Source organism: Paenibacillus sp. MDV22-iso6 (assembly GCF_058408365.1).
Genome location: NZ_JBZVDZ010000008.1, coordinates 90,119 through 113,711, shown reverse-complemented (window position 1 = coordinate 113,711; position 23,593 = coordinate 90,119). Strand labels below are relative to the sequence as shown.

The following is a 23,593-nucleotide window of genomic DNA, read 5'->3' as shown; positions in this document are numbered from 1 at the left end:
AAGGAGCTTGGCTTATGCATGCAGAGGTACAGAATCTTTTTGTACGAATTCATCTTCTATATTTAGCTCAAAATCAGGATTTAACTGTTAGCGACGCATTGCCTCTATTGGAAGAACGGGGGTATCGCGTTGGAGAACGGGAGATCAAGCAGGAACTTGAGCATCTGACACAGGAAAACTTCCTGACCGCCCATGGAGATCAATGGAGCCTTACCGGGACTGGCATTGAGGAGTTTAAGGAAATCATAGCCGTGTTCGGCCGGGTTAGTGAGGAATTGCTGGGGACGGGCAAGAAGACGTCTACAGCCTGAACTTAAATTTGGATAAGGTATCCCGAAATAGGATGCAAACTTGAGTTGATCCATACGTACAACAAGACCGGGAGCGGAAGTGGCCCGGTTTTTTGACGTGATCATGATGAGTGAACAGTTGCCATTCGGTGCAGGTTATGGTTAGATGGCTATTGAATATGAGGTCTGTGAGATAGATCGGATCGGAGAGTCTTTTCATGTACAAATGCAAAGGGAGAATTCCCGAATTAGAGACAGGGCGGTTGCGTCTGCGCAAAATGCGCCGCCGAGATGCTGCCCAGATGTTCGCTTGCTGGTCAGACCGGGAAGTGACCCGTTATATGAATTTGGCGCCCATGATCGGGACAAGTGAGGCTGCGGATATGATTGGGCTGTTGAACCATATGGCAGGAGAAGAGGAGGCGATTCGCTGGGGTATTGAGCTCAAGGAGACGGGCCAGCTCATCGGAAGTTGTGGATATAACACTTGGCAACTTGAAGGCGCATTCCGTGGGGAGATCGGTTATGAACTGGGGCGCGACTACTGGCGTCACGGTTATATGACGGAAGCATTTTCGGTTATGTTACCGTTTGGGTATGAAACGATGGGTCTCAATCGGATTGAAGCGCTGGTTGATCCGCGCAATGTGGCTTCGGGAGAGTTTTTGACGAACCGCGGTTTCACGAGGGAAGGCCTGCTGCGTCAGGTGCAGCATACATCTACCGGATATAAGGATATGGTGATGTATTCCCTGTTGTACGATGAGTTTTTGCGTAAGAGAGATAAATAGAGATTAGAACGACTTGAAGAGAGAAGGGTTTGTGTGAATACAACCGGAGGTTTGAACCGCAGTTTCATCCTGGCGGGATTGCTGCTGGCGACTTTTTTGTCTGCAATTGAAGGTACAGTCATTGGTCCGGCAGGGCCAACCATTGTCAGTGAGCTGGGAAGTGTGCAGCTGTTGAGCTGGATTTTCACTGCTTATCTGTTAACGATGGCTGTGAGCACGCCGATTTTTGGCAAAATCAGTGATCTATACGGACGAAAGCCAGTATTCCTGATAGGCTGTGCCTTATTCTTATTAGGCTCGCTTCTGTGCTGCCTTTCGCAGAACATGGAGCAACTGATTATTTTTAGAGCGATTCAAGGGATTGGCGCAGGTGCGGTTGTGCCTGTTACGTTTACGATTATTGGTGACATCTACCGCCTTGAAGAACGGGGCAAAATACAGGGCTGGATCAGCTCCGTGTGGGGCATTTCATCTCTGGCCGGACCGCTGCTTGGCGGTTATTTCGTAGACAATCTGGGCTGGCAGTGGATCTTTGGATTTAATTTGCCGTTCGGACTGCTGGCGATGTGGTTTGTGTTCCGTTATTTGAAGGAAGAAATGTCTCCGCGTACCGCGAAAATTGACTATATGGGTGCGTTGACCTTTACCGTTGGTATTACAGCATTGCTCTTTGTATTGTCCGCGGGTGGACAGTATTATGCCTGGAGTTCTCCTATTATTGTGGGACTGAGTATCGTAGCTGTTTTGTTTATGATTTTATTTTTTGTGGTGGAAAAAAGAGCCCAGGCCCCAATGGTACCTCTTCATCTATTCCGTATTCGGGACATCCGGGTGGCGAATATCGCCGGACTACTGACCAGTACCCTGATGATTGGCCTAACCAGTTATTTGCCACTATGGGTGCAGGGGGTTCGGGGCGGTAACGCGACTGAATCAGGATTGCTGCTTGCACCGATGTCTGTTGGCTGGCTGATTGGTAGTGTACTTGCTGGCCGTCTGCTAATGAAAATTGGATCACGCTTAACAGCGGTGATTGGATTAACCGGGATTGCCATTGGATCGGGTGGACTCTTCTTGGTCGGTGGAACATCACCCCAAGCCGTACTGTTTATTTTGACCTTTATTTACGGACTCGGCTTCGGATTTGCTTTTACAATATTCACGATCATTTCACAGTCGTCGGTTGGGTATAAAGAACGTGGATCTTCCACGGCCTTACATACCTTTATGCGTACGCTTGGACAAACCATTGGTGCAGCAGCCTTCGGCACATGGTTAAATTACCGAATTTCAACGTTGTCGAGCGAACAGCATCTGGCAGAGGCGGGGATTTCGGATGGGGACCTGAATCAACTGCTTGCTCCGCATACGGATGCCGCTCTATCGGATGACAAATGGGCGCTACTGCGTAACGTGTTGGAAGGAAGTCTGCATTCCTTGTTTGTCATCATGTTTGTCATTGCCATTATCTCATGGGTGACGACACTGGCCTTGCGCAAACGGCTAATCGTTCCCGAAGATGCAGATACTCCGCCACAAGCACAAGCTTCAGCGAAGTAAACGAAGTGAAAAGAAAATTCATTGGATTAGGGCAGCTGTTTCTTGGCTGCTTTTTTGTTTATTATTTTCTAGAAGGGATTATCTATAATTTACAATAATGGAATGGGAGGCGAGTTAAGATGAGTAAGCAATCGCTGCAATCATTCTGGTTAATATCCTTTTCAATCAAGCTTCTGGCAGTCATTATGACTTGCATTTCGCTCTCAATTGTTGTCGGACTCATGAAATATGTTCCCTTGGCAGAACGAGCGGAACATACATATTACTATCCCTTCTGGTATACATTGATCATAAGCATTCTTATCAACTTGGCTCTTCTTCTGTTTCTGACCCTGCCTTTATCGTTAATTGCGGACAGTGTGCTTGCTTCCCTGAAAATGAACAGATCTATATCCAAGGTAATAAGTACAATCGTAGCTTATTTTCTTCTTGGTGTAGGTAGTGCGCTGTTGTTCTCCATCTTTGTGTACAGAATGCATGCCTTTCAGTATGCTGGCCCTTATCAATACGTAGTAACAACAACGTTTGTTTTTTTACTGTGGCAATCAGGTCTGGGATGGATCTTGAAAAAAATTCGTAAGCAGAAGCAGCAGACCAGCACAGGATAATATAGATATCTCATTTGGAGTAGGGGTGAGGGTGATGTTTCCCAATAATCTGAATTCGTCCAAGGAAGATGAAGCCAAAAGAAAGTACGAAGAGACTCAGAGAGAGATTGAGGGTCACAGCCGCTCAGGTCTGTCCAGTTACATTGTCGATTTGCTGATTGCAGGTGGATTGGTTGTCGCTGTCCTCACGGTGTTGATGTGGATTCTGTACCTTTGATTTGATTAATAAACAAATTCGAATAACCGGTACCGCCTATTAAGGCGAACCGGTTATTTTTAGTTTGGATCAGGTGATACGGGGCTGGCCTTAACCGTTTGCGGATAAACGATCCGCACCGAGTGCAAGCCTTTCCAACAGCTCAGAAAGCAATGTCTTATCATCTTCGCTCAGACCGCTGACAGCACGATCTATTTTGTGTGCGTAGCCTGGATAGATCTCATCCATCGTACGCTGGCCTTCTTCGGTCAATTCTACGAAAATGATGCGTCTGTCCTGCGGACAGTGTTTTCGATGTAAAAGTCCCTTTTGCTCCAGCTTGTCAATGACATAAGTGACATTCCCGCTTTGCAGCAGAAGCTGTGCACCGACTTGTTGAATGGGCTGTGCTCCTTTCATATATAACACTTCGAGCACCCCGTAAGCGGTGGGGTTGAAGCCATGCACTTTGCTTCCGGATACAGCGTGTTCATTCACGCTCTTAAATGTCTGGGCCAAGGTGCGGTACAGATGAAGAGAACGTTCGGTTCCGATTTCCTGTAATTCCAGCATACTGATCCCGCCTTTTCAGATTTATTGGAGTTGATGAATTTACATTTGACGATTCAAAGGTTCGCCATATTTCTATTGTAAGCATCTGTTTGCACGAAAAACATGCGATATGTCACAAGATTTGCATTTTTAGCAATTAAAATTTAATCATTTTTCGTATTGTCAGCATTCATGAGATTTGAAAATAAGTACTGAGAAAATCATCCTGAAGGCGCCGCGTCCTCTCCGTCTCTGGCAGGAGGTTGGAGCTCAGCCTGCTCTCTATAATAAATTCATATCATGAATGGGTTGAGGGCGGAGGAGAAGAATGATGGCAAATGGATTAACGATGCAGGAACGAAGACCCCTGAAGCACAATCGATCTTTTATCACTTTGATGGCTGCGCAGGCTATCTCCAATCTGGGAGACTGGCTGCACCTGCTTGCGATCCTTACGCTGGTGGGCATTCGCTGGAATGCCACGCCATGGGAGATTACGTTCACCACGCTCTGTGCAGCATTGCCTGTCTTACTTACAGGTCCATTTGCAGGGGCACTGGCGGACCGGGTCAATCGCAAGTGGCTGATGATCGGCGCAGACGGTGCGCGAATTGTGATCGTTGGAGGGCTCATTTTTGCGGATCAAATCTGGCATGTGTATGTATTGCTTATTCTCAAGTCTTTATTCGATGTGGTGTTCTCACCGGCCAAGAACGGCAAGCTTAAGGAGATTGTGCCGCAGGAGCAATTGGGGCAGGCGGTGTCCATCAGCTCGGTGATTGAACAGATGTCCAAAATTATCGGTCCGGCTCTTGGCGGGCTGTTGGTTGCCGCTTTTGGGATCACCTGGTGTTTCGTGTTGGATTCCGCGTCCTTTCTGATCTCAGGCATTATTTTGCTATGGATTCCTGGAGCACGAGTGATCCAATCTGTGAATCAGAACGTAGAACAAGTAAGGGAAGAGACAGCAGGTGTTGCTCCAGCAGGTAAAAAAGCTACGTTTATGAAAGATACAACGGAAGGCATCCGCATGCTCGCATCTCTTCCTCATGTGGGTACCTCTTTAGTCCTGCTTGCCTCAGCCCTTCTGTTTCTGCAATTTGCGGATTCCCAGACGGTAGTCCTGTTTAGGCAGCTTCCTGGTATTTCAAGTGATCTGCTCGGATGGTGTGTCGCGGCTAGCGGTGTTGGGACGTTAATTGCAGCGATGAGTGTTCAGAAGTGGAAGAAGGCGGGGCATGTAATCAAGATGGGTCTTGTAACATCATTGATGGGTCTTGTCATTGGTGGAGTAGGCATGATCGTAGGAGTATGGCCGCATGCTGGTCTTGGCGCTAATTTACTGCTGATATCGTTATTTGCCTTGGCAGGTGTGGGGGTTGGGTTTGCCATTGTTCCGTTCCAAATTCTACTTCAGGAGCAAACGCCTGAATCCATGACGGGGCGTGTGTTTGGAACGGTTGGCAGCATCATGACGGCCAGTAACATCATGGGTCCGGTGGTAGGTGGATTTCTGGTGACCTCATTCGGAGTTATTCCGGCTTTTATCAGTTCAGGCATTTTGCTGACGTTGCTTGGCGTGATTTATGTAGCGATTCGTAGGCGAAAAAAGAACGATATGGACGGGAGTCTTACAGCAAACTACATGATTACAGGTGAGTGAAACGAGTATGCAAATATGAGATTTTCACTGTAATATAAAGAAGCAGGGGTTCCGGAACCCCTGCTTCTTTTGTTTATTATAAAATTATGTTACCGCACGACTGAATGGTCCTTTAATATAGTTGCGATGCTTTCAAATGAGTGCTTTCCCTCTGCAATATTGACCACGAACTCTACTGCAAATTGACGTTCCATTTGGAGATGGTAACCATTCAACATCAAAAACGATTTGGTCACGAGATAAGCTGTCCGTTTGTTCCCATTATGAAAGCAGTGATTTTTAACTAAAGACTCTAATAAAGCACTAGCTTTATCGAATATAGAAGGATAGGCATCTTCTCCAAACAAAGTTTGTTGGGGGCTATTTACAGCAGAGTCCAACAAAGAATAGTTCTTCACTCCAGCTTGTGCTGTGTCATTCATCCTCTTCAAAAACATCAAAAAAAGCTTCCAGTACTTCAGGTCTCACATTTTCAGGTATTTTCACAGTATGATCCAACTTAAGAACAAAAGCTTAAAATGATCAAACAATTCCTCACGAACTCGATTACAATAATCAATAAAGAACCGAACAAGCACCTGACAGGACAGGGAGTGAATGATATGGAAATCGAAAACAAAAATACAGCCGCACAGGAGTCCATATTGGACGTAAATATTACGGAAGCAGGATATGAGGCGGGTCAATCCACGATCAGGAACATCCGATTACACGTGGCGCCGGGGGAACTGCTGGGTATTATCGGACCGAATGGTGCTGGCAAAAGCACTACCATCAAAACATTGCTTGGCTTACTTGAGCATGCAAAGTATGAAGTAACCATTGGGGGAGATGGACGTTATGCCTATATCCCGGAACAACCTGTGTTTTACGAATATATGACCCTGTGGGAACATCTCGATCTGGCAGCGGCTGCCTATGAGATGGAGGAAGAGGTCTTTGTTGCCAGGGCGGAGGAGATGTTGGTTCGTTTCGGCATGGACCACGTTCGCAATGATCTTCCGGCCAGTTTCTCCAAGGGGATGCGGCAGAAAATGATGCTGATGATCGGCTTCCTGTCCTCGCCGGATGTATATATTGTGGACGAGCCTTTCATCGGGCTGGACCCACGCGCAACCAAGGATTTTCTGAAATTGCTGGACGATGAGCGCCGCCGTGGTGCGGGTGTCCTTATGTCAACGCATGTACTGGATACCGCTGAGCGAATCTGTGATCGTTTTATTCTTATTCATTCCGGGCGCTCTGCTGCCGAAGGAACATTGGACGAAATCCGTGCAGCCGCAGATTTGCCGGATGCCTCGTTGTTTGATTGTTTTGACACACTGACATCCTAACCGGGAAGGGGGGAGGAAGATGGAGACCTCTCGAGCATACACGCCACTTGGTTTATATAGACGCAGACGCAAGGAGCACTTCAATGAACAGTTAAAAAACCTGAAACTGGTAGTAGATTGGACGGTATGGGTATACCTGCTTATTCCGGGTCTGCTGTATTTCAGCGGATGGTACGTGAGTTTATGGTCCAAACCACTGCCCTCATGGGCGACCGGATTAACGCTGCCTACACTGACAGGACTGATCGACGTCATTATGCTTACAGGTGGAATTCTTATATTTGTAGAGGAAGCGGATGTGTTATTCCTGAAGTCGCGGTCGCTGTGGATGCGTACATTGATGAAACAAGGGATCTACCGGGCTTGCTTGCAGCATTTGGGTAAAATGATTGCAATTACGGCGTTGACTTCACCACTATGGTCCCGTGTGTATGACATGTCATTTATCCATATCGCACTAATAGCGATTTGGTTTGGCGCAGTAGCTTCATTCCAGGTCATTGTACTTCATATGACGAAAGTACGTTATACCGGATGGAGACGCTGGATTCGCATGATCCCTTTAGCAGTTGCCATGGGCATTATCACGATTGGAGTAACATCCTGGATGCATGGACACATCTGGATACTGCTTGCAGGTATTGTGGCCGCAATCCTTCTTCTGATTTTGGTTGGCCGATTGAGGCTGGAGATGAAGGGAACCTTTGAGGGCGATGTGCGTGAAGATTTACGAGAAAGGCTAAAGTTCACAGCCCTTTTACTGAGTCGATCTGTAACCAAACCGAAAGCACCACGCACCCGGACGATCATATTCCGCAAGCAGCGCAAGTTGCTGCGTCATCGAACGATCTCTAATCGGACAGCTGAGACGGCATTCAAAGCATTTTTTCGTAACTCCTCGACCATGAAATTGTACTTGCAGCTTGGCGGCCTTTCGATTGCTGCCGTTGCTTTACCACCTTTCCCGGTCAATGTAATCGTGTGTGGCTTGTTGGTCATCATGTTGAGCGTACTTTTCTATCGTTCCTGGGAGGTATTTGCAACCTCGGAGTACGTTCAGCTTGTATCCTATGATTCCGAGGCGTTAAATCTTGCAGGTGTGACCATGGTACGGATGTTGTTTGTTCCGCTAGGGATTCTAATGGGATTTTCACTGGGAGCAGCCTGGCTAGGCTGGCTGGAAGGTATCGTTACGGCTGCGGCTGTCGTGGCATTTGGGCTGTTCGTCCTATCTATAACAGGCTGGATTCGTTACATCCGATCCGCTTAGTTGATATTCTTCCTTGTTCAGTAGCATATCAGATGAAGTAACTGACCATGCTATAGGAGACGGGTCTTACGATTTTGAAAGTAAGGGATCGGCTCTCGCAAGGAGGAAAAAATCATGTTGGATGATAGTGAACTTCAGGTACATTTTGCAGACAATGCAGCGTTGCTCGCGGCGCAGGCAACTTTGGAGGAACTTGGGTATAAGCCATACCAGTCAGGGCCGCTTGAATTGTACATTCCTACAGATCGACAGGATACGCTATCTGCTGTGGAAATCGTACAGTCACACGGAGGAAGTGCGGTGTTTCTCTCCGAAACAGATGGATTGGATCAGTTTCAGAATATATCCATTCCGGCTCATCTCGTGAATGAAGATTGGAATGAAGGTTATGCGAGCGGAACCCAGGGGGGCAATCCCGAACAGGAGATGTCTAACCGGGATGAAGATCCGACATTCGATGATTCAGTGGATGGTTTCTCGGGCAGTGTGAAGGCGTAAATACAACAGGGGCAACGATGCTGCTTGCCTTGTTGGTGACAGTGATTCTGGATTGCATACATCTCAAAAAAACCTCGATACCCGCCGATAGCGGGATGTCGAGGTTTTTTCATGCTCTTAATAAACTTACGTGATGTGGCCCCTAACTCTGTCCATCAACATCCTATGTTCAAGTCATTAGTGAGCGTTTTTATACTCTGCAGCATGCATGCCAGCCGTGTACCCCGTAGAGAAGGCAGCGGTAATATTATAGCCTCCCGTGTAGCCGTGAATATCCAAAACTTCACCGCAAAAGAATAGTCCCGGCAGCAGCTTGGATTCCATTGTTTTGGGGTATATTTCCTTTAAGTGGATTCCCCCGCCAGTCACAAAGGCTTCTTTGAGAGAACGAGTTCCGTCTACACGGAAGGTAAAATTCTTCATTAACCCCACTAATGCACTTAACATGCCTTTGGGGAAATGGTGAAATGTGAGGTCTTCGCTGATCTCTGCACGCTTCATCATCAATGGAATCATGCGCTCAGGAACCCATGTTTTGAGTATGTTTTTGACGGCCTTTCGGGATTCTTGCTCCAGCACCTGCTGAACCTGGGCTTCCAGAGCACCGGGGGACAGATCGGGGAACAGATCAATACTCATCGTGACCTGAGGGTTCCCAGATTTCATTTGCACCTTGCGAATGAACTGGCTGCAACGAAGCGCGATCGGTCCTGATACGCCGAAATGGGTGAAGATCATATCTCCGCGATGGGAGATAACCGATTTGCCTTTGGCATCTAGAACAGATAACCCGACATCTCGCAAGGACAAGCCTTGCAGTTCTTTGGATTGAATCCAGCTCTCGCCAGACACAATCGGTACTTCCGTCGGATACAGCTCTGTAATCGTATGTCCAGCCGCTTCAGCCCAAGGGTAGCCATCACCGGTTGATCCGGTTTGAGGAACTGATTTACCTCCGGTAGCGATAATAACAGAGCGTGCAAGTACCGTTGTACCAGAAGCTAGCTTCACGCCCTGCACGTGTTGACCATTCTGAATTAATTCCTTAACCGGCTGTTTGGTGCGAATCTCTACCCCAAGGGAAACAATTTTGCCTACCAACGCATCAACGACCGTTTTGGCTTTATCGGTTACCGGGAACATTCTCCCGTTATCTTCCTCTTTCAGGGCAATACCGAGATTTTCAAAAAAACGCATAATTCCCTGATTGTCCAGATTCTGAAATGAACTATATAAAAAGCGTCCATTGCCCGGAATATGCCGGATTAGTTCATCCGTCTCCTTGGCATTGGTCACATTGCAGCGACCGCCGCCAGAGATCCCGAGTTTACGGCCGAGCTGATCTCCTTTATCCAGCAGAAGCACTGAGGCTCCATGCTCAGCAGCGGCAACACAGGCCATGAGGCCCGCAGATCCACCGCCAATTACAATGACATCATACATGCATTATTACCCTCTTTTTTCTTTGATTTTGTCTGTTTTCCGAAAACCCTGTCTACTCCTGCCTGTTTATGAAACAATACAAATGTATTAGCAGTTCTATTATGCAGTCTTAAGGGATATATTGTAATATACTGTCGCCTATGTTTTAATCAGAAATACATGAGGGAATGTGCAGGCAGAGGAGGGAGATGGCATTGTGGTTGCGTTGAAGGACATTCTTTTACAAATACTGCTTGCAGGAGCTGCGGTATTCCTGATTCCATTATTGCACTTGGGGCTCTCCAAGCAAGCGGTCGCCAAGGCAGGATATCATAGGATGGTACAGACCAGTTTTGCCGCGACCAGTGTGGTGAGCATGTTGCTATGTCTGCTTTTTGCCCACTATGGAAGTCCGGTGTCAGTTCCCATCTCCTTGGGCATTGTGCCCCTGACGCTAGTCATATTGTATTGCAGGCCTCGCATTGGTCTAACGCTGTCTCTTCTCCAGATACTCTTCTATTTTCTCTTTGCGCATCCCTATAATCTGTACGGATTTCTACTTCAAACGGGCATCCTTCTCTATCCTATTGTATGGTTGTCAGCCAAACGATTCAAGCATTATACACGTTCACGCAAAATGGCAACAGTTATCGCCTTAATAACGGCAGAGCTGGTTGTGTCCAGTGTACTGTATATTCCATTGATGGAAAGCCAGCCAACATTCTCAATAGTACAGTGGGTATTGCTAGCGCTGGGATATACCATCGGTGCAGTTATTGCTGGAAGTCTTAGTATGCTCTGGATTGAACAGATGCAACATCACCGGGGGCTTGAGCAGCATTTGTCTGAAGTTCATCATAGATACATAGCCGAAACGGAAAAGCTTAACCAAATTCTGAATGCTGTTCCTTTATCCATCGCAACCGTAGATAAGGAAGGGACCGTGCAGTTCGTCAATGATACGATGGAGCAAACGGCGCGGGATCAACTGCCTTGCACAACCACACCAGATTTGATTGGGCAACCAGCGAGTCAGTTTGTCGAACAAGCCCAGGCAGACAAGATGGAGAGCAGTATTCGTAAAGCCATTGTTCATGGAGAAGTGAGTGGACTTACGGTGCGTTACGGTTCAAACGTGTTCCAATCCCGGACCGTTCCCATCTACGCGTATTCAGCAGAACTGCCAAGAGAGGCTATCGGAGCCATGTTGATCATTCAGGATATTACTGAGCTTGAAATGCTGCGAAGCGAGCTCGATAATGTGGATCGCCTCAGTCTTGTCGGCCAAATGGCTGCAAGTATTACCCATGAAGTAAGGAATCCGATGGCGGTTGTGCGTGGTTTTCTTCAATTAATGCAGGAAAAGAGTCCAGAGTCCCTGGATCACTATTACCGGATCGTTCTGGAAGAGCTTGATCGGGCGAATAGCATTATTAATGATTTTCTGTCATTGGCTCAGAATCGAATTGCCGAGAAAGAAGAATCCCAGCTGCATGATATCATCCATGAACTAAGTCCTTTGTTATGGGCGGATGCAAATTTGCGAGGTCAGAGTATTGAATTTATGCTAGCTCACAATGTGCCGAAGCTGCATCTGAATTCAAAGGAAATCAAACAAGTGGTACTTAATCTGGCTCGTAACGGGATGGAAGCCATGAATGAAAAAGGGGTACTTACACTTGAGACCCGGTTGGTGGATGACACCGTGGAGCTGTGTGTGCGAGATACAGGCCCAGGAATACCTAGAGTGAAGCAGGAGAAGCTGTTCGAACCTTTTTTTACGACCAAGGCCAAAGGAACCGGACTGGGATTATCCATGTGTCTGAGTATTGTTGAACGGCATAACGGAACCATTACCGTCGAATCGGAGGAAGGGCAGGGTACAACTTTCAAGGTTGCATTTCAACGCTGAACTTTAAGCATGTTTTGCCAAGGAATGAGACATAATATTGAAGGAGAAGCCTTTCCGCAGGCGGTGTTTGAACCTTGCTTTCATTGATTAGGGATGTATAATAGGAATAGCACAAAAGCATTTAATTTTTTAAATAATAGAACTCACATGTTTAAGGAGTGAAACCGAATGTCTATGTCATTTGATCAATACATGAAAGATATGGTTCAACCGATGCGGGATGATCTGACTCGTTTGGGAATTCAGGAGTTGCGGACTCCAGAAGAAGTTGAAGCAAGTTTGCCGGATGCTAAAGGAACCGCTCTGGTTGTCATTAACTCGGTTTGCGGATGTGCCGCAGGTCAATGCCGTCCAGGTGTATCCCAAGCACTTCAACATGATATTACACCAGACCACCTGTACACAGTATTTGCTGGTCAGGACAAAGAAGCTACAGCAAAAGCACGTGAATACTTTGCACCATATCCTCCATCTTCACCTTCCATCGCTCTGATGAAAGACGGAGAACTCGTTCACTTTATTGAGCGTCATCAAGTGGAAGATCGTTCTGCGGAGGAAATTGCGGCTGAACTCACAAGTGTGTTTGACCGTTACTGCCGTTAATTAGCTCAAGCAACGCCCCGCCTTTCGGATGACCGATGCCGGGGCGTTTCATTTTGAGCGAATAGGGTTATTGAACCATTTGGACCTTTCAAAATGGACATCAAATTTCATTAATTTAGAAACGGGGTGTGTGAACGATGAGTTTGCAACAACAGATCATCGCTGAATTGAAGGTTAAACCAAGCATTAATGAAGAAGAGGAAGTGCGCAAGCGCGTGGACTTTCTCAAAACCTATGTGAAAAATGCCAATTCCAAAGGGTTGCTTATTGCAATCAGTGGCGGGATTGACAGCGCTGTAGCTACGGCACTTTGCAAAAAAGCAACGGACGAGCTTACAGCTGAAGAGAATAAGGAATACAAAACGCTGGGTGTATTCCAGCCTTACGGTGAGCAATCGGACATTGACCATAGCTATGCTGTAGCAAAAGCCTACGACCTGAAGCACGTTGTGGAAACCAACATCGAAGATGCAGTGAACGAAATCGCACTCGAAGTGGAACAAGGTTTCAAATCCATGGGCAGCCCGCGTCATATGACTCATCAAGGCAAAGGGAACGTGAAAGCAAGAACCCGTATGGTGATGCAATATGCTCTGTCGTTTGAGGAAAACCTGTTGGTTGTCGGAACAGACCATGCTTCTGAAGCCATCACGGGCTTTTACACCAAGTGGGGTGACGGCGCCGTGGATATTACACCACTGAGCAGCCTGAACAAACGTCAAGTGCGTCAGCTGGCTGCGTATTTAAACGTGCCACAGGCCATTTTGGACAAGGCTCCATCAGCGGGACTTTGGGAAGGCCAGACTGATGAAGATGAACTGGGCATTTCGTATGAAGCGAACAGTGACTATCTGGAAGGCAAACAGATTGATCCGGCTGCACAGGAGCGTCTTGAAGCATTCTACACACGTACCCATCACAAACGTAATGCCATTCCTGGCATCTAATATGGATTGCAAGCATGCCATGATCTGATATGGGCTATGCAAGCATCTGAACAGCAAAGAGTCACTGCATAAGGCAGCGACTCTTTTTGTTATGCAAGATTAGTTAATCCAATTTGCGATCTGGCGAAGTGTTTCGGCGATCGCCTGCTCAAGCTGCGTCGTCGATTCCTTGAATGGATGCACAGTATTAAAAGTATGATTTCCGCCGGGAATCTGGTGCCACGGGATATCCGGGCGAGCCTGAACCAGTGCGGCCGAGCCGTCACGCAGCCGTGTGCCGTCCTCTGTTCCCTGAATAAGTGCCACACGCAGAGGGGAAGAAGCCAAACGATCAATGATGGCGTAACGCTCCTTATGCGCGTCCAAGTCTTCCAGAATGGACACGTCCAGAGGCATCTGCTGGCCAGTTCGCCCGTTCGTAACATGGCTGCGGCCATGTGTGCGCATTTCTTCTTTTTGCTCAGGGGTAAAGAGATCCAAGTTGGTTACACCGTTCCAGGAGAGTACACCTGCAATCTGTTCGGGATGATCCAGCGCGTACACGAGGCTTACGCCTGCACCGCGGCTATGTCCAAGTAGAAATACCGGCAGTCCGTGGAGTTCTGGCTGTGTGGACACATAATCAAGCAGTGTTGCCAAGTCGGCAAGCTCCCGGCTGTACGTATTGACTGCAAACTTTTCAAGTTCAGAAAATTGCTCTAGATCTTCTCCAACTCCGTTGTGAGAGAAATTGAAGGTCAGGACGTGATAGTTCTCGCTTAGCTGGGATGCAGTGTAGGGGAACATGCCCCAGTCTTTGAAGCCTTTGTAACCGTGAGCTAGGATAATGATTCCTTGAGCGGGTTGCCGTGCAGTGAATATATTTCCGCGAATGACGGCATCTTCGCCTGCAGGCAGTTCAAATGCTGTGGACATATCTTATTCCTCCTAAAGTTTCTTCTATTCCCGATTCATATTTTAACATAAATGGTAATGTGGACGAAGGTACTCGCATCCATGCGCGCCTCCTGCTACAATAGAATACGTGTTCGGATAAGTTACGGATCAGATGACCGAATGGAGATCGTTTACAGCATAAAAGGTTAAGCGGGTGAAGCGTTAATGATATATGGCATTGGAAATGACGTACTGGAGATTGGGCGTATGCGCAGGCTGTTGTCAGGTCAACACGCCGAAGCGTTTATGAAGCGGATTTTAACGCATGCAGAGCAGGAGATTGCGGAGCATCGGGGAAAACGGATGGTGGAGTTTGTATCTGGTCGATTTGCAGCGAAGGAAGCTGTGTCCAAGGCATTTGGCTGCGGCATTGGAAGCATGATGAGTTTTACCGACATTGAAGTGCTGCCTGATGCGAAAGGACGTCCCGTTGCCACACTGTCTGATGAAGCGTGGGAACGACTGCAACTGCCATACGGCAAGCAGTATGATATTCACTTGAGTATTACTCACCAGACGGAGCTGGCTGCGGCCTTTGCTATTGTAGAGCAGATGGGGAAGACGTTGCCTGAATCTGAACAGTAACAATGTGGGAGAACGTGTGAAGAACGTAAGCATGGTAACAGGAGAGGACGGGAATATGGGTTTATTGGAACAGAAACGACATTTCAGTGTGAATTTGCTGGATTGGTATATGGTCAACAGACGGGATTTGCCGTGGCGTCGCCACAACAATCCTTATTTCACGTGGGTATCGGAAATTATGCTGCAACAGACTCGGGTGGATACGGTGATCCCGTATTTCAACCGTTTTATTGGGAATTTTCCGACTGTACAGGCTTTGGCTGAAGCACCGGAAGAAGAGGTCTTGAAAAATTGGGAGGGGCTCGGATATTATTCGCGTGCCCGCAATCTTCAAGCAGCTGCCAGACAAGTCATGGAGCTGCACGGTGGGGAGATGCCACAGGACAAGCAGGCAGTCTTTGCGTTAAAAGGGGTGGGCCCGTATACAGCCGGGGCCATTCTCAGCATTGCCTTCAACCAGCCGCAGCCAGCGGTGGATGGCAATGTGATGCGGGTCCTGTCCCGATACTTCCTCATTGATGAGGACATTATGAAGGGCAGCACCCGGGTGTTGATGGAAGAGCTCGCGGGAGAGCTCATTCCAGAAGGGCGTGCGCGTGATTTCAATCAGGCGCTGATGGAACTTGGCGCACTGGTGTGCACGCCCAAAGCGCCGCACTGCCTGACTTGCCCGGTCATGGAGCAATGTTCCGGCCGCATCGCCGGACGGGAGCTCACGCTGCCGGTCAAGACCAAGGCGAAGCCGCCGCGCCCTGAGCAGCGGCTGGTCGCCATTGTGGAGGGCCGCGGTGCTCATCGCGGCCGTGTGCTTGTGCGCCAGCGCCCAGCGACGGGCCTATTGGCCCGCATGTGGGAGCTGCCGCATGTGTTGGCGGCGCCCGCCGCAGCCGGCAAGGCGGCGGGGCCGCTGGCAGATGAGCCGGCCATGGCTTTGCTGGCCGGCAGTCTGTGGGCGGAAGGCTTCGCTGCCCGCCCGGAAGGGCTGGCTACCCATGCGGAGCATGTGTTCAGCCACATCGTCTGGAGCCTGCAGGTGTACAAGTGCACCGAGCAGGACCAGAGTAACGAGCTTCCGCTGATCGCCGCGGAAGCCAGAGCCGCCTACGATGCACAGGCGGCAACAAGGGAGGGCACAGCCGAATCATCAGCTGTGTCACCTGAGTCAGCCACATCGCCATCGGAGCCGGGCACTCCTCATGCACAGAACATCTCAACATCGCTTAACGATGGAGAGCTGCTCGCACCATCTGACGTTAGTGACCAGGCGCTGAGCACACTGACAGGTAAGGGTGATGGCCTGGCCTATCGCTGGATTGGTCCAGAAGATATGGACAAGATGGCATTCCCGAACATATTCCTGAAGCTGATCAGCAGTTATTTTGCAGGGGCATATGACGATGTTAATGAATAGTGAAACTACTCCATACTAACCGTCTTTGAATGAGGATACTTGCTCTAAGGACTAGGGATTCTTAACTTAAAGCTCGTAGCCGTAGAAGGATTACTCATAACGAAGTGCAGCAAGCAAAAGCAAACAAAAAAAGCCTGATTCGGTCGCGTTGACCAAATCAGGCTCTTCTATTATGCCAGCAGTCTTATTTCGCTGCAGCGTAACGTTTGTTTACTTCGTCCCAGTTGATTACATTCCAGAAAGCACCGATGTAGTCAGGGCGTTTGTTTTGATATTTCAGGTAGTAAGCGTGCTCCCATACATCCAGACCCAGAACCGGAGTCAGACCTTCGAAGAGAGGGCTGTCTTGGTTAGGTGTGCTAGTGATGGACAATTTGCCATCTTTACCAACTACGAGCCAAGCCCAACCGGAACCGAAACGAGTTGTAGCTGCTTTTGCAAAATCTTCTTTGAATTTGTCAAAGCCACCCAGTTCGCTATCGATTGCTGTTGCGATGTCTCCAGTAGGAGCGCCGCCGCCGTTAGGTCCGATGATTTCCCAGAACAGGCTGTGGTTAGCATGTCCGCCACCATTGTTGCGAACGGCTGTGCGGATACCTTCAGGTACGCTGTCAAGGTTAGCAATCAGATCTTCCAAGCTTTTACCTTGCAGTTCAGGAGCGCTTTCCAGAGCTGCGTTCAAGTTCGTTACGTAAGTATTGTGATGGCGATCGTGGTGAATTTCCATTGTTTGCGCATCAATATGTGGTTCCAGTGCGTCGTTAGCGTAAGGAAGTGCTGGTAATTGAAAAGTCATAGTGAAATACCTCCTGAGATTTTTGAATTTTTGTTACGGTCAGCATTTTGCATAATTCAATTCGAATCGCTTCCGGGACAAGTTCTAGACGAATAGGATCACTTCGATCTATATCTTGCTGAGTGAAAGTCGCTCACAGGATTTATGCAAATTGCCACAGGTACCTATGTAATAATACCCTTGTCACTAATATTAAACCGCATTCGGGCTAATTAAGCAACATTTTTGTTTATTAAGTCCCCCCAGACGTTGATCCATTCATGGGTCAGAGATAACAAACATATTTTACCCATTATGAAACTATTTATGTTATTTTAGGTGTTTAAATAGAGGGAAAGTTTAATATTCGGATGTAAACGGTTACAATTAAGCGCTTTCAAAAGAAAATGCGTGTTTTATGGCGTAAAGTATGGTTTAATTGACGAAGAAGCGGTATTTTCTCGTTTTTTGTCATTATATGAACATTGGGTTTTTGGTAAAAAGGGGAGCCCCTTTTTGTAAAACCTCATCTAAGCTAACGAAAAGGGAGATTTAAGACATGCACGTTCGTTCCTTTCAGTTGAGTGATGCAAGCCAGATGACAGAGCTTCTCCAGGTTGCACTATCGGAAGAGTGTTATGAGAACACGATGGGCCCGTTTGCCCGTCAATTGTCATGGGATTCTGACCTGATCATGGTTGCGGAAGAAGAGGGAGACCTCGTCGGCGCTTTGATCGGTACGATTGACCACAACCAGGGATGCATCTATCGTATTGCGGTCCATCCAGACTATCGTCGCCGCGGAGTCGGCAAAAAACTTGTCGAGGCCATGGAACAAAGGTTCCAGCAGCGTAAAGTCAGTCAAATATGGGTGGCGGGTGATGAGCACAACAAAGTGGCCATGCCTCTTTATGAAGCAATGGGTTACGGTGCCAATCAGATTATGAGCGCTTTCCAGAAACTTAGTATCTTGTCTAAAGCTTAGTTTGCATGGTTAAAAAGAAATATAAACAGATTTTCATTTCATATTAGGCGTATCTTTCAGCGTGTAACAACGTGAGGGATATGCCTTTCTATTTATATGGGTGCTACTCACCGATTATTCCCCTTTTTTCGCCACTTCTGAACGCCATTCCATTTAACTTAATCTCTGGTTTAACTGTTTTAATCTCGTTGTTATTCACCCGTCAAGTTGTGTTGGTGCTCATAACCAATTGTTTCACCCTTGCAAATGAAGTAGAATTAAAAGGATTATGATCACTCGATTTTGGTAATATCAGAACATATAAACGTGGAACGCCAGCTTCCTGATATTTTTAAGAAAAACGTTCACTATATGCGATCTGTCTGCCTTGAAAGTACGTCGATCGACGTTTTTCTTTATAAAATTGATAAACGAGGTGTCTCTTTGAACTCCAACAATCTTTCAACGGAGCATGTGGCTTCCAAGGAACGAAATGGTCCGGGAGTGCCTGATCAACCGGGGAAATCCTGGGGTGCAGAGCTTTGGGACTGGGTGAAAACGATAGTGATTGCTTTTGTAATCATGATGCTGTTGAACCTGTTTGTATTCAATCTTTCGATGGTCAAAGGTCAATCGATGCAGCCCACGCTGGTTGAGCGGGACCGTTTGTTTGTGAATAAAATTGTATACGATTTTGGGACACCGTCCCGATCGGATGTTATTGTACTTCGTGATCCAAGCGAAGGTGTGGAGAAAAAAGATTTTCTGGTCAAACGGATTGTCGGACTTCCCGGTGATACGGTTGAAGTACGGGATCATCATCTGTTCGTAAATGGGGAGCAGCAAGCGGAAACGTACACGGATACGGAGGTTCAGGACCCTGATTTTGGACCGATTACGCTGGAAGCGGATCATTACTTTGTGATGGGAGATAACCGTCATGAAGGCAAGAGCAAGGATAGCCGTGTGTTTGGCAGCATTACTTCCAGTGAAATTGTAGGCAGGGCGGAGTTTATTTTTTGGCCGTTCTCGGAAATTAAAAAACTGTAAAATGTTAGCAGGACAAGGACAACAACTTCACGCTGCATTTTGCGTTAAACGATATAGACTCGGTTTCTTTCTAGCTCCGGTATGTCCGACTTGTATATCGAAATCAGCGCCTGTCCTCCCACCTGAGGCGGGCGTTCACTATTTACGGAATTAGCGTGGAAGAAGAGAGGGAATAGATATGACGAGTGTACAGACCGGAGCAGCAAAGGCAGCAGCTGTATGGGAGAAGTTAAAACAAGAGATTAAGGCAGCTGCTCCCGAGATGGGTATTGATGATATAGGATTCGCTTCGGCAGAACCATTCGTGACCTTGAAATCCATTCTGGAGCAACATCGGGCGAAAGGATTCGAGTCCGGATTTGAGGAGCCTGATATTGAGAAAAGGGTGCGTCCCGAACTAAAAGATGGAGAGCCTGCTTCGCTCATTGCTATTGCTGTTGCTTATCCATCGAAGATGGTCAATCCGCCGAAGTCCGAGCCGGGTGCATACCGCGGTATTCTGGCTCGTTCCGCCTGGGGGCAGGATTATCACCAAGTCCTGCGTGCAGCGATGGACAAGCTGGTTAACTTTATACGTGAACGCGTACCTGAAGCCATGATCGAAAGTATGGTAGATACGGGGGCGTTGGTGGACCGTGCTGTTTCCCAACGTGCGGGGATTGGATTCAGTGCCAAGAACTGTGCCATTATATCGCCCAAATTCGGTTCATGGATCTTTCTCGGCGAACTGGTCACGAATATTCCGTTTCAGCCAGATAACCCGGTAACCGAGGATTGTGGTGAATGTACGAAGTGTATTGATGCCTGTCCAACAGGAGCATTGGTGGGACCGGGACAACTGAATGCACAGCGCTGCATTTCGTTTGTGACCCAGACGAAAGGTTTCGTGGATGAAGAGTTTATGCTGAAAATTGGCAACCGTCTGTACGGTTGTGATACCTGTCAGATTGTCTGTCCGAAGAATCGGGGTAAAAACTGGGACCACCATCCCGAGTTTCATCCTGATCCGGAGATTGTAAAACCTTTGCTGATACCGCTGCTTGACATCGGTAACCGTGAATTCAAAGAGCGCTTTGGCCAAAGTTCCGCCGCTTGGCGGGGCAAGAAGCCAATCCAGCGCAACGCCGTAATTGCCCTGGGCAATTTCAAAGACAAAACCGCTGTACCGAAACTAACGGAGGTACTGAAGCGTGATCCGCGTCCCGAGCTGCGGGGAACTGCAGCTTGGGCGCTGAGCAGAATTGGAGGAGAAGACGCAATGAGAGCCATTGGGGAAGCTGCCGCTAACGAACAAGATGGGAACGTGCTAAGCATGCTGCAGAAGGCCAAGGAACGACTGAGTTCGTCCGAGACCTTACCCGATAAGCCTCAGGCAGAGCCAAAGAGTAACAATAAGCCTGAGGATCAGAAGGAACAGAATAAGACACCCGAACAGAACGGGCAGACGACAGAGCCTGCCAAACCAGAAGCTGCAGCATGGAAACCATCAGCCGTAACAGGCCTGCATGGTACGCCAGTATATTACGATGAAGTGCTGACGCCGATCGGTACACTAACGCTCTGTGCCACGGATAAGGGCCTGTGTCACATTGATTTCGGTGCATTCCATGTGCGCGAGGCGCATCTGCAACAATGGGCCCGTACATGGATTGGCGAATATCGATATGAGAAAAATGAAGAGAAGCTGAGTGAAGCTGCACAGCAGTTGAAGCAGTATTTTGCAGGAGAACGAAAAGCGTTTGAACTGAAGCTCGATTTGTTTGGAACACCATTCCAGCTACAAGTATGGCAAGTCCTGTCCGATATATCTTATGGAGAGGCCTCAACACACCAACAGGTTGCGGAAATCATCGGTAGGCCCAAAGCTGTTCGAGCAGTTCTGGATGCCATTAGTAAAAATCCGATTCCGATTATTATTCCCTGTCACCGCATCAGCGGTAAAGATGGAACCCTGGTGGGTTATGTAGGCGGGCTGCAAACCAAAGAGCAATTGCTCACATTGGAGCAGCAATCGTAAGAGCGGGGGACGTTCATGAAGTATGTTAACGTGGAGAGCGTGGAAGCGGGAGAGTTTCTGGGCAAAACAGTATATTCCGGTAACGGTACGGTATTGCTGTCTGCCGGAGTCCAACTCACCGTATTTATGGTTAATACGCTGAAGCGTATTGGCGTGACCATGCTATACATCCAGGATGAAGCTTATAAAGATGTGGATACAGAAGACATTCTGGATGAAGCCACGAAAAAAGCAGTTATTAATGAAATGAGTGTAACTCTTGAATCTATCCGTTCCGGGAAGGACTGGAGCCCGAAGAAGGTCGCCATCAGCATCGATAAATTGTTGAACGATGTTCTGAATGGGCGTGAACTGCTTGTCCAGCTCACAGATATTCGGACCAAAGATAACGCACAGTATGTTCACGCCATGAATGTATGTTTGCTGTCTTCTGTCATTGGTCTGAATCTGGGGCTTAACTATGTGCAGCTCAAGGATCTAGCCGTCGGAGCTCTATTGCATGACATCGGTAAAGTGGGGGAGCCACCCGGCAGCGGTTCAGCAGCGAATTCCTCCCTGCATCACACGTGGAGAGGGTTCGAGTTGATCAAGTCCAAACGGGAGTTCAATCTGCTTGTGGCACATACAGCTCTGCAGCATCATGAGCATGTGGATGGAACGGGACAGCCGAGAGGTATCAAGGGAAAAGACATTCATCTGTTCGCCAGAATCGTCAGTGCAGCTAACACGTATGATAATCTGATCAATGGCCTTTCGGGTCGAAGGTTGCTGCCGCATGAAGCCTGTGAAGAGATGATGGCGATGTCTGGCACGAAGCTGGATCGTGACATTTTGATAGAATTCAACCGGAGTGTATCCGTTTATCCGAATGGAACAGCAGTTCGATTGTCTACCAGAGAGACCGGAGTCATTGTGCGTCAGCACCGGGGTTTGCCCGGTAGGCCGGTCATTCGGGTGGCACGTGGCAGTACACGTTATGATCTGGATGTGATTGAAGTGGATCTGGCTCAGCATACAACCGTTTTCATAGAGGCGGTACTGATGTAACTTATACGGATGTTCCTGAGAGATTTATTGAATGTTTTATATCTGTTTTCTGGATGTTAAATTCAGCAGATAGCTGGAAAATCCGTTTGCTCAAGGCGTGCGGAAATGCTATGATAACTTTCAGGAAATCCGGTGCGTGTCATGTTTGCATTGTGAGCGTATAACATCATGTGCTGACACGGATCATCAGGCTTTTTAGATTGCATACAGAGGTGTCTAAGAGATGGAAATAGCAATACCGATTATTACATTGATTGTTGGTCTGGTCGGAGGATTTTTCATTGGGGTATACTACTTGCGGAAGCAGCTTGAGAAAATGCAAAGCGATCCCGACATGCTCCAGAAGATGGCGAAGCAAATGGGTTATAACCTGAATGGCAAGCAGATGCAGCGCGCCCAGCAGATGATGAAGAACCAGCAGCCTGGCACTAAGATGCCTCAGCCGCAACAACATCCTGCGCGTAAAAACTCGGGCCGCCGAAAATAATAGCTGTGAGTGAGCATTATGCATAATGCTGGAGTGAATGGCTACTTACAGCATGTGGTTCGAAAGGAGGCGTTCGGCAGTGGCTGGCGTTAAAGATTATTTGAATTCAAAAGTATCCGACAATCGGGAGAAGATCGAGTATCACATTGAGCAGATCTTGCAATTGATCGGTGAGGATAGTACGCGGGAAGGGCTGCTTGAAACGCCTGCACGCGTAACCCGGATGTATGAAGAGATTTTTGGCGGGTATGAAGTGGACCCGCGCGATGTACTTGGAGTGACGTTTGACGAGAATCATGAAGAACTGGTCATTGTGAAGGACATTGTCTATTACAGCCAATGTGAACACCATATGGCGCCTTTCTTCGGCAAGGTGCACATTGGATATGTACCGAGTGGCAAGATTGTGGGATTAAGCAAAATGGCCCGTCTGGTGGAGGCAGTTACCCGCCGCCTGCAGGTTCAAGAGCGCATTACCTCACAGATTGCCGATATTCTGACTGAAGCAGTAGAGCCGAACGGTGTCATGGTTGTCGTGGAAGGCGAGCACTTGTGCATGTGTTCCCGCGGCGTGAAGAAGCCGGGCAGTAAGACGGTTACATCTGCTGTACGTGGTTCTTTCCGTGACAATCCGGCACAGCGTGCCGAGTTCCTGTCTCTGATGAAAGATTAAGA

At 47.9% G+C, this 23,593-nt stretch carries 25 protein-coding genes; 20 read left to right on the top strand and 5 right to left on the bottom strand.

All coding sequences use genetic code 11. The features are described 5' to 3' along the window. Window positions 1–14: 14 nt before the first annotated feature. The 5 genes from AC4PM4_RS22235 (at window position 15) to AC4PM4_RS22215 (ending at window position 3,466) form a co-directional block, all read left to right on the top strand. Entirely contained in the window at window positions 15–311 is a 297-nt protein-coding gene (locus AC4PM4_RS22235) for a hypothetical protein (protein WP_063567811.1), read from the top strand. Window positions 312–508: 197 nt separating this feature from the next. Continuing rightward, entirely contained in the window at window positions 509–1,081 is a 573-nt protein-coding gene (locus tag AC4PM4_RS22230) for a GNAT family N-acetyltransferase (protein WP_063567812.1), read from the top strand. A gap of 51 nt (window positions 1,082–1,132) precedes the next feature. Next, window positions 1,133–2,641 carry an MDR family MFS transporter gene (locus AC4PM4_RS22225; protein ID WP_079695914.1) on the top strand — a complete coding sequence of 503 codons (1,509 nt, stop codon included), beginning with the start codon at window positions 1,133–1,135 and terminating at the stop codon, window positions 2,639–2,641. Between the two features lie 119 nt (window positions 2,642–2,760). Continuing rightward, complete coding sequence (locus AC4PM4_RS22220; protein WP_063567814.1) at window positions 2,761–3,249, top strand: hypothetical protein; 489 nt, start codon at window positions 2,761–2,763, stop codon at window positions 3,247–3,249. 34 nt (window positions 3,250–3,283) lie between these two features. Further along, window positions 3,284–3,466 carry a hypothetical protein gene (locus tag AC4PM4_RS22215; protein WP_063567815.1) on the top strand — a complete coding sequence of 61 codons (183 nt, stop codon included), beginning with the start codon at window positions 3,284–3,286 and terminating at the stop codon, window positions 3,464–3,466. Window positions 3,467–3,556: 90 nt separating this feature from the next. Here the strand turns inward: AC4PM4_RS22215 and AC4PM4_RS22210 are convergent, their stop codons facing one another. Next, window positions 3,557–4,018 (bottom strand): MarR family winged helix-turn-helix transcriptional regulator, encoded by a 462-nt coding sequence (locus AC4PM4_RS22210; protein ID WP_024632985.1) that lies wholly within the window; start codon window positions 4,016–4,018, stop codon window positions 3,557–3,559. Window positions 4,019–4,328: 310 nt separating this feature from the next. Between AC4PM4_RS22210 and AC4PM4_RS22205 the strand changes: the two genes are divergently transcribed. Then, window positions 4,329–5,660: an MFS transporter gene (locus AC4PM4_RS22205; RefSeq protein WP_491614604.1), complete on the top strand. Its 1,332-nt coding sequence runs from the start codon at window positions 4,329–4,331 to the stop codon at window positions 5,658–5,660. 89 nt (window positions 5,661–5,749) lie between these two features. Here the strand turns inward: AC4PM4_RS22205 and AC4PM4_RS22200 are convergent, their stop codons facing one another. Next, on the bottom strand, window positions 5,750–6,082 hold the full coding sequence (locus AC4PM4_RS22200) for a type II toxin-antitoxin system death-on-curing family toxin (RefSeq protein ID WP_491614603.1): 333 nt from the start codon (window positions 6,080–6,082) through the stop codon (window positions 5,750–5,752). Window positions 6,083–6,262: 180 nt separating this feature from the next. On the opposite strand from AC4PM4_RS22200, the gene AC4PM4_RS22195 reads away from it, so the two are divergent. The 3 genes from AC4PM4_RS22195 to AC4PM4_RS22185 all read left to right on the top strand — a co-directional run bounded on the left by AC4PM4_RS22195 (window position 6,263) and on the right by AC4PM4_RS22185 (window position 8,762). Beyond that, entirely contained in the window at window positions 6,263–6,994 is a 732-nt protein-coding gene (locus AC4PM4_RS22195) for an ABC transporter ATP-binding protein (protein ID WP_491614602.1), read from the top strand. A gap of 19 nt (window positions 6,995–7,013) precedes the next feature. Further along, a complete protein-coding gene (locus tag AC4PM4_RS22190) occupies window positions 7,014–8,264 on the top strand; it encodes an ABC transporter permease (RefSeq protein ID WP_491614601.1) in 1,251 nt (416 codons plus the stop codon). A gap of 114 nt (window positions 8,265–8,378) precedes the next feature. After that, a complete protein-coding gene (locus tag AC4PM4_RS22185) occupies window positions 8,379–8,762 on the top strand; it encodes a hypothetical protein (RefSeq protein WP_063567819.1) in 384 nt (127 codons plus the stop codon). 177 nt (window positions 8,763–8,939) lie between these two features. Here AC4PM4_RS22185 and AC4PM4_RS22180 read toward each other — a convergent pair whose 3' ends face one another. Further along, a complete protein-coding gene (locus AC4PM4_RS22180) occupies window positions 8,940–10,205 on the bottom strand; it encodes a BaiN/RdsA family NAD(P)/FAD-dependent oxidoreductase (RefSeq protein WP_491614600.1) in 1,266 nt (421 codons plus the stop codon). Window positions 10,206–10,374: 169 nt separating this feature from the next. Here AC4PM4_RS22180 and AC4PM4_RS22175 point away from each other — a divergent pair, with 169 nt between their 5' ends. The 3 genes from AC4PM4_RS22175 (at window position 10,375) to nadE (ending at window position 13,646) form a co-directional block, all read left to right on the top strand. Further along, on the top strand, window positions 10,375–12,096 hold the full coding sequence (locus AC4PM4_RS22175) for a two-component system sensor histidine kinase NtrB (protein ID WP_095206241.1): 1,722 nt from the start codon (window positions 10,375–10,377) through the stop codon (window positions 12,094–12,096). Between the two features lie 168 nt (window positions 12,097–12,264). Beyond that, window positions 12,265–12,699 carry a BrxA/BrxB family bacilliredoxin gene (locus AC4PM4_RS22170; RefSeq protein WP_053779648.1) on the top strand — a complete coding sequence of 145 codons (435 nt, stop codon included), beginning with the start codon at window positions 12,265–12,267 and terminating at the stop codon, window positions 12,697–12,699. A gap of 137 nt (window positions 12,700–12,836) precedes the next feature. Then, window positions 12,837–13,646, top strand: a complete 810-nt coding sequence (gene nadE / locus AC4PM4_RS22165) for an NAD(+) synthase (RefSeq protein ID WP_063567821.1) — start codon at window positions 12,837–12,839, stop codon at window positions 13,644–13,646. Window positions 13,647–13,745: 99 nt separating this feature from the next. Here nadE and AC4PM4_RS22160 read toward each other — a convergent pair whose 3' ends face one another. Continuing rightward, the gene (locus AC4PM4_RS22160; protein WP_491614599.1) at window positions 13,746–14,561 is read right to left on the bottom strand and encodes an alpha/beta hydrolase; all 816 of its coding nucleotides are present in this window, start codon (window positions 14,559–14,561) and stop codon (window positions 13,746–13,748) included. Between the two features lie 186 nt (window positions 14,562–14,747). On the opposite strand from AC4PM4_RS22160, the gene acpS reads away from it, so the two are divergent. Together acpS and mutY are read left to right on the top strand one after the other, a co-directional pair. Beyond that, on the top strand, window positions 14,748–15,167 hold the full coding sequence (gene acpS / locus AC4PM4_RS22155) for a holo-ACP synthase (protein WP_090810330.1): 420 nt from the start codon (window positions 14,748–14,750) through the stop codon (window positions 15,165–15,167). Window positions 15,168–15,222: 55 nt separating this feature from the next. After that, entirely contained in the window at window positions 15,223–16,578 is a 1,356-nt protein-coding gene (gene mutY / locus AC4PM4_RS22150; protein WP_491614598.1) for an A/G-specific adenine glycosylase, read from the top strand. Window positions 16,579–16,762: 184 nt separating this feature from the next. Here the strand turns inward: mutY and AC4PM4_RS22145 are convergent, their stop codons facing one another. Continuing rightward, complete coding sequence (locus AC4PM4_RS22145) at window positions 16,763–17,374, bottom strand: superoxide dismutase (RefSeq protein ID WP_274569474.1); 612 nt, start codon at window positions 17,372–17,374, stop codon at window positions 16,763–16,765. 538 nt (window positions 17,375–17,912) lie between these two features. On the opposite strand from AC4PM4_RS22145, the gene AC4PM4_RS22140 reads away from it, so the two are divergent. The 6 genes from AC4PM4_RS22140 to folE all read left to right on the top strand — a co-directional run bounded on the left by AC4PM4_RS22140 (window position 17,913) and on the right by folE (window position 23,591). Continuing rightward, the gene (locus tag AC4PM4_RS22140; RefSeq protein WP_024632996.1) at window positions 17,913–18,338 is read left to right on the top strand and encodes a GNAT family N-acetyltransferase; all 426 of its coding nucleotides are present in this window, start codon (window positions 17,913–17,915) and stop codon (window positions 18,336–18,338) included. 423 nt (window positions 18,339–18,761) lie between these two features. Then, window positions 18,762–19,367 carry a signal peptidase I gene (gene lepB / locus AC4PM4_RS22135; protein WP_024632997.1) on the top strand — a complete coding sequence of 202 codons (606 nt, stop codon included), beginning with the start codon at window positions 18,762–18,764 and terminating at the stop codon, window positions 19,365–19,367. A gap of 178 nt (window positions 19,368–19,545) precedes the next feature. Continuing rightward, window positions 19,546–21,384 (top strand): tRNA epoxyqueuosine(34) reductase QueG, encoded by a 1,839-nt coding sequence (queG, locus tag AC4PM4_RS22130; protein ID WP_090810334.1) that lies wholly within the window; start codon window positions 19,546–19,548, stop codon window positions 21,382–21,384. A 15-nt stretch (window positions 21,385–21,399) separates the two neighbouring features. After that, window positions 21,400–22,431, top strand: a complete 1,032-nt coding sequence (locus tag AC4PM4_RS22125) for an HD-GYP domain-containing protein (RefSeq protein ID WP_063568445.1) — start codon at window positions 21,400–21,402, stop codon at window positions 22,429–22,431. Between the two features lie 223 nt (window positions 22,432–22,654). Next, window positions 22,655–22,918 carry a YneF family protein gene (locus AC4PM4_RS22120; RefSeq protein ID WP_072734850.1) on the top strand — a complete coding sequence of 88 codons (264 nt, stop codon included), beginning with the start codon at window positions 22,655–22,657 and terminating at the stop codon, window positions 22,916–22,918. A 79-nt stretch (window positions 22,919–22,997) separates the two neighbouring features. Next, window positions 22,998–23,591, top strand: coding sequence for a GTP cyclohydrolase I FolE (folE, locus tag AC4PM4_RS22115; RefSeq protein WP_063568443.1), 594 nt, complete (start codon window positions 22,998–23,000; stop codon window positions 23,589–23,591). Window positions 23,592–23,593 lie beyond the last annotated feature (2 nt).

Bases quoted from the DNA above. Each gene is read 5' to 3' on its own strand.
- AC4PM4_RS22140 (WP_024632996.1), top strand. From the start codon at position 17,913: ATGCACGTTCGTTCCTTTCAGTTGAGTGATGCAAGCCAGATGACAGAG.
- AC4PM4_RS22125 (WP_063568445.1), top strand. From the start codon at position 21,400: ATGAAGTATGTTAACGTGGAGAGCGTGGAAGCGGGAGAGTTTCTGGGC.
- AC4PM4_RS22235 (WP_063567811.1), top strand. From the start codon at position 15: ATGCATGCAGAGGTACAGAATCTTTTTGTACGAATTCATCTTCTATAT.
- AC4PM4_RS22195 (WP_491614602.1), top strand. From the start codon at position 6,263: ATGGAAATCGAAAACAAAAATACAGCCGCACAGGAGTCCATATTGGAC.
- AC4PM4_RS22120 (WP_072734850.1), top strand. From the start codon at position 22,655: ATGGAAATAGCAATACCGATTATTACATTGATTGTTGGTCTGGTCGGA.
- mutY (WP_491614598.1), top strand. From the start codon at position 15,223: ATGGGTTTATTGGAACAGAAACGACATTTCAGTGTGAATTTGCTGGAT.
- AC4PM4_RS22180 (WP_491614600.1), bottom strand. From the start codon at position 10,205: ATGTATGATGTCATTGTAATTGGCGGTGGATCTGCGGGCCTCATGGCC.
- AC4PM4_RS22230 (WP_063567812.1), top strand. From the start codon at position 509: ATGTACAAATGCAAAGGGAGAATTCCCGAATTAGAGACAGGGCGGTTG.
- AC4PM4_RS22220 (WP_063567814.1), top strand. From the start codon at position 2,761: ATGAGTAAGCAATCGCTGCAATCATTCTGGTTAATATCCTTTTCAATC.
- AC4PM4_RS22210 (WP_024632985.1), bottom strand. From the start codon at position 4,018: ATGCTGGAATTACAGGAAATCGGAACCGAACGTTCTCTTCATCTGTAC.
- AC4PM4_RS22160 (WP_491614599.1), bottom strand. From the start codon at position 14,561: ATGTCCACAGCATTTGAACTGCCTGCAGGCGAAGATGCCGTCATTCGC.
- acpS (WP_090810330.1), top strand. From the start codon at position 14,748: ATGATATATGGCATTGGAAATGACGTACTGGAGATTGGGCGTATGCGC.
- AC4PM4_RS22215 (WP_063567815.1), top strand. From the start codon at position 3,284: ATGTTTCCCAATAATCTGAATTCGTCCAAGGAAGATGAAGCCAAAAGA.
- AC4PM4_RS22200 (WP_491614603.1), bottom strand. From the start codon at position 6,082: ATGAATGACACAGCACAAGCTGGAGTGAAGAACTATTCTTTGTTGGAC.
- AC4PM4_RS22190 (WP_491614601.1), top strand. From the start codon at position 7,014: ATGGAGACCTCTCGAGCATACACGCCACTTGGTTTATATAGACGCAGA.
- queG (WP_090810334.1), top strand. From the start codon at position 19,546: ATGACGAGTGTACAGACCGGAGCAGCAAAGGCAGCAGCTGTATGGGAG.
- nadE (WP_063567821.1), top strand. From the start codon at position 12,837: ATGAGTTTGCAACAACAGATCATCGCTGAATTGAAGGTTAAACCAAGC.
- AC4PM4_RS22185 (WP_063567819.1), top strand. From the start codon at position 8,379: ATGTTGGATGATAGTGAACTTCAGGTACATTTTGCAGACAATGCAGCG.
- AC4PM4_RS22145 (WP_274569474.1), bottom strand. From the start codon at position 17,374: ATGACTTTTCAATTACCAGCACTTCCTTACGCTAACGACGCACTGGAA.
- AC4PM4_RS22205 (WP_491614604.1), top strand. From the start codon at position 4,329: ATGGCAAATGGATTAACGATGCAGGAACGAAGACCCCTGAAGCACAAT.
- AC4PM4_RS22170 (WP_053779648.1), top strand. From the start codon at position 12,265: ATGTCTATGTCATTTGATCAATACATGAAAGATATGGTTCAACCGATG.